Source organism: Streptomyces corallincola (assembly GCF_019104725.1).
Classification (GTDB): Bacteria; Actinomycetota; Actinomycetes; order Streptomycetales; family Streptomycetaceae; genus Streptomyces; species Streptomyces corallincola.
Window position 1 is genome coordinate 1 of the sequence record NZ_JAHRXF010000085.1, and the last position, 5,025, is coordinate 5,025.

The 5,025-nt window shown below is 57.1% G+C and carries 2 rRNA genes; both read right to left on the bottom strand.

Features of this window, described 5'->3' with window-relative positions:
* Positions 1–21: 21 nt before the first annotated feature.
* Positions 22–3,142 (bottom strand): 23S ribosomal RNA (locus tag KUM39_RS27790).
* Between the two features lie 305 nt (positions 3,143–3,447).
* A 16S ribosomal RNA gene (locus KUM39_RS27795) occupies positions 3,448–4,973 on the bottom strand.
* Together the 16S and 23S rRNA genes form the textbook arrangement of a ribosomal RNA operon.
* Positions 4,974–5,025: the final 52 nt, after the last annotated feature.

Below are 5,025 nucleotides of genomic sequence, written 5' to 3' on the forward strand. Positions count from 1 at the left end.
ACACAGTGGACGCGAGCAACTGAGGACAAGCCCTCGGCCTATTAGTACCGGTCAACTCCACCTGTCACCAGGCTTCCATATCCGGCCTATCAACCCAGTCGTCTACTGGGAGCCTTACCCTCTCAAGGAGGTGGGAACACTCATCTCGAAGCAGGCTTCCCGCTTAGATGCTTTCAGCGGTTATCCCTCCCGAACGTAGCCAACCAGCCATGCCCTTGGCAGAACAACTGGCACACCAGAGGTTCGTCCGTCCCGGTCCTCTCGTACTAGGGACAGCCCTTCTCAATATTCCTACGCGCACAGCGGATAGGGACCGAACTGTCTCACGACGTTCTAAACCCAGCTCGCGTACCGCTTTAATGGGCGAACAGCCCAACCCTTGGGACCGACTCCAGCCCCAGGATGCGACGAGCCGACATCGAGGTGCCAAACCATCCCGTCGATATGGACTCTTGGGGAAGATCAGCCTGTTATCCCCGGGGTACCTTTTATCCGTTGAGCGACGGCGCTTCCACAAGCCACCGCCGGATCACTAGTCCCGACTTTCGTCCCTGCTCGACCCGTCGGTCTCACAGTCAAGCTCCCTTGTGCACTTACACTCAACACCTGATTGCCAACCAGGCTGAGGGAACCTTTGGGCGCCTCCGTTACTCTTTAGGAGGCAACCGCCCCAGTTAAACTACCCATCAGACACTGTCCCTGATCCGGATCACGGACCCAGGTTAGACATCCAGCACGACCAGACTGGTATTTCAACGACGACTCCCCCTGAACTGGCGTCCAGAGTTCACAGTCTCCCAGCTATCCTACACAAGCCGAACCGAACACCAATATCAAACTGTAGTAAAGGTCCCGGGGTCTTTCCGTCCTGCTGCGCGAAACGAGCATCTTTACTCGTAGTGCAATTTCACCGGGCCTATGGTTGAGACAGTCGAGAAGTCGTTACGCCATTCGTGCAGGTCGGAACTTACCCGACAAGGAATTTCGCTACCTTAGGATGGTTATAGTTACCACCGCCGTTTACTGGCGCTTAAGTTCTCAGCTTCGCCCCACCGAAATGGAGCTAACCGGTCCCCTTAACGTTCCAGCACCGGGCAGGCGTCAGTCCGTATACATCGCCTTACGGCTTCGCACGGACCTGTGTTTTTAGTAAACAGTCGCTTCTCGCTGGTCTCTGCGGCCACCCCCAGCTCAGACCGTAAAGATCATCACCAGGTGTGGCCCCCCTTCTCCCGAAGTTACGGGGGCATTTTGCCGAGTTCCTTAACCATAGTTCACCCGAACGCCTCGGTATTCTCTACCTGACCACCTGAGTCGGTTTAGGGTACGGGCCGCCATGAAACTCGCTAGAGGCTTTTCTCGACAGCATAGGATCATCCACTTCACCACAATCGGCTCGGCATCAGGTCTCAGACACATGTCAGGCGGATTTGCCTACCCGACGTCCTACACCCTTACCCCAGGACAACCACCGCCTGGGATGGACTACCTTCCTGCGTCACCCCATCACTCACCTACTAACCGCTTGGTTCAGCGGCTCCACCACTCCCCTCAACTCCGAAGAGATCAGGGCGGCTTCACGGCCTTAGCATCACGATGCTCGATGTTTGACGCTTCACAGCGGGTACCGGAATATCAACCGGTTATCCATCGACTACGCCTGTCGGCCTCGCCTTAGGTCCCGACTTACCCTGGGCAGATCAGCTTGACCCAGGAACCCTTAGTCAATCGGCGCAAACGTTTCTCACGTTTGTATCGCTACTCATGCCTGCATTCTCACTCGTCAACCGTCCACAACTACCTTCCGGTGCTGCTTCACCCGGCAGACGACGCTCCCCTACCCATCACAGCCTCCGTTGGGAGTATTGCTGCAATGACACGACTTCGGCGGTACGCTTGAGCCCCGCTACATTGTCGGCGCGGAATCACTAGACCAGTGAGCTATTACGCACTCTTTCAAGGGTGGCTGCTTCTAAGCCAACCTCCTGGTTGTCTCTGCGACTCCACATCCTTTCCCACTTAGCGTACGCTTAGGGGCCTTAGTCGATGCTCTGGGCTGTTTCCCTCTCGACCATGGAGCTTATCCCCCACAGTCTCACTGCCGCGCTCTCACTTACCGGCATTCGGAGTTTGGCTAAGGTCAGTAACCCGGTAGGGCCCATCGCCTATCCAGTGCTCTACCTCCGGCAAGAAACACACGACGCTGCACCTAAATGCATTTCGGGGAGAACCAGCTATCACGGAGTTTGATTGGCCTTTCACCCCTAACCACAGGTCATCCCCCAGGTTTTCAACCCTGGTGGGTTCGGTCCTCCACGAAGTCTTACCTCCGCTTCAACCTGCCCATGGCTAGATCACTCCGCTTCGGGTCTTGAGCGCGCTACTAAAACGCCCTATTCGGACTCGCTTTCGCTACGGCTTCCCCACACGGGTTAACCTCGCAACACACCGCAAACTCGCAGGCTCATTCTTCAAAAGGCACGCAGTCACGAGACACAAGCAAGCTTGTATCCGACGCTCCCACGGCTTGTAGGCACACGGTTTCAGGTACTATTTCACTCCGCTCCCGCGGTACTTTTCACCATTCCCTCACGGTACTATCCGCTATCGGTCACCAGGGAATATTTAGGCTTAGCGGGTGGTCCCGCCAGATTCACACGGGATTTCTCGGGCCCCGTGCTACTTGGGTGTCTCTTAAACGAGCCGCTAACATTTCGACTACGGGGGTCTTACCCTCTACGCCGGACCTTTCGCATGTCCTTCGTCTACATCAGCGGTTTCTGACTCGTCTCACGGCCGGCAGACCGTGAAAAAGAGATCCCACAACCCCCACGACGCAACCCCTGCCGGGTCTCACACGTCGTAGGTTTGGCCTCATCCGGTTTCGCTCGCCACTACTCCCGGAATCACGGTTGTTTTCTCTTCCTGAGGGTACTGAGATGTTTCACTTCCCCTCGTTCCCTCCACACTGCCTATGAGTTCAGCAGCGGGTGACAGCCCATGACGACTGCCGGGTTTCCCCATTCGGAAACCCCCGGATCAAAGCCTGGTTGACGACTCCCCGGGGACTATCGCGGCCTCCCACGTCCTTCATCGGTTCCTGGTGCCAAGGCATCCACCGTGCGCCCTTAAAAACTTGGCCACAGATGCTCGCGTCCACTGTGCAGTTCTCAAACAACGACCAGCCACCCACCACCCCACCAGACACACTGGTGAGTTCACTGGGGCCGGCAACTGAAGGAAGATCATTCCCTCAGACACCCAACAGCGTGCCCGACCCAGACCCGTCCGAAGATCATGCGTTCCACACTCCGAAGAGCAGTACTGGCAGCCTCCGACCCGACATCCGGACCGAATAGTCAACGTTCCACCCATGAGCAACCAGCATCGGACGTTCGCCGATGAACTGGCCTCTGGACCGCTAGGCGGCCTAGAAGTGCTCCTTAGAAAGGAGGTGATCCAGCCGCACCTTCCGGTACGGCTACCTTGTTACGACTTCGTCCCAATCGCCAGTCCCACCTTCGACAGCTCCCTCCCACAAGGGGTTGGGCCACCGGCTTCGGGTGTTACCGACTTTCGTGACGTGACGGGCGGTGTGTACAAGGCCCGGGAACGTATTCACCGCAGCAATGCTGATCTGCGATTACTAGCAACTCCGACTTCATGGGGTCGAGTTGCAGACCCCAATCCGAACTGAGACAGGCTTTTTGAGATTCGCTCCACCTCACGGTTTCGCAGCTCATTGTACCTGCCATTGTAGCACGTGTGCAGCCCAAGACATAAGGGGCATGATGACTTGACGTCGTCCCCACCTTCCTCCGAGTTGACCCCGGCAGTCTCCTGTGAGTCCCCATCACCCCGAAGGGCATGCTGGCAACACAGAACAAGGGTTGCGCTCGTTGCGGGACTTAACCCAACATCTCACGACACGAGCTGACGACAGCCATGCACCACCTGTATACCGACCACAAGGGGGGCACCATCTCTGATGCTTTCCGGTATATGTCAAGCCTTGGTAAGGTTCTTCGCGTTGCGTCGAATTAAGCCACATGCTCCGCTGCTTGTGCGGGCCCCCGTCAATTCCTTTGAGTTTTAGCCTTGCGGCCGTACTCCCCAGGCGGGGAACTTAATGCGTTAGCTGCGGCACCGACGACGTGGAATGTCGCCAACACCTAGTTCCCACCGTTTACGGCGTGGACTACCAGGGTATCTAATCCTGTTCGCTCCCCACGCTTTCGCTCCTCAGCGTCAGTAATGGCCCAGAGATCCGCCTTCGCCACCGGTGTTCCTCCTGATATCTGCGCATTTCACCGCTACACCAGGAATTCCGATCTCCCCTACCACACTCTAGCTAGCCCGTATCGACTGCAGACTCGGAGTTAAGCCCCGAGCTTTCACAATCGACGTGACAAGCCGCCTACGAGCTCTTTACGCCCAATAATTCCGGACAACGCTTGCGCCCTACGTATTACCGCGGCTGCTGGCACGTAGTTAGCCGGCGCTTCTTCTGCAGGTACCGTCACTTTCGCTTCTTCCCTGCTGAAAGAGGTTTACAACCCGAAGGCCGTCATCCCTCACGCGGCGTCGCTGCATCAGGCTTTCGCCCATTGTGCAATATTCCCCACTGCTGCCTCCCGTAGGAGTCTGGGCCGTGTCTCAGTCCCAGTGTGGCCGGTCGCCCTCTCAGGCCGGCTACCCGTCGTCGCCTTGGTGAGCCATTACCTCACCAACAAGCTGATAGGCCGCGGGCTCATCCTGCACCGCCGGAGCTTTACAGCCACCAAGATGCCTCGGTGGCTCATATCCGGTATTAGACCCCGTTTCCAGGGCTTGTCCCAGAGTGCAGGGCAGATTGCCCACGTGTTACTCACCCGTTCGCCACTAATCCACCCCGAAGGGCTTCATCGTTCGACTTGCATGTGTTAAGCACGCCGCCAGCGTTCGTCCTGAGCCAGGATCAAACTCTCCGTGAATGTTTACCGGTAATCCGGTTGACACCACGAGAGCGGAACCGAGGAGAGGAAT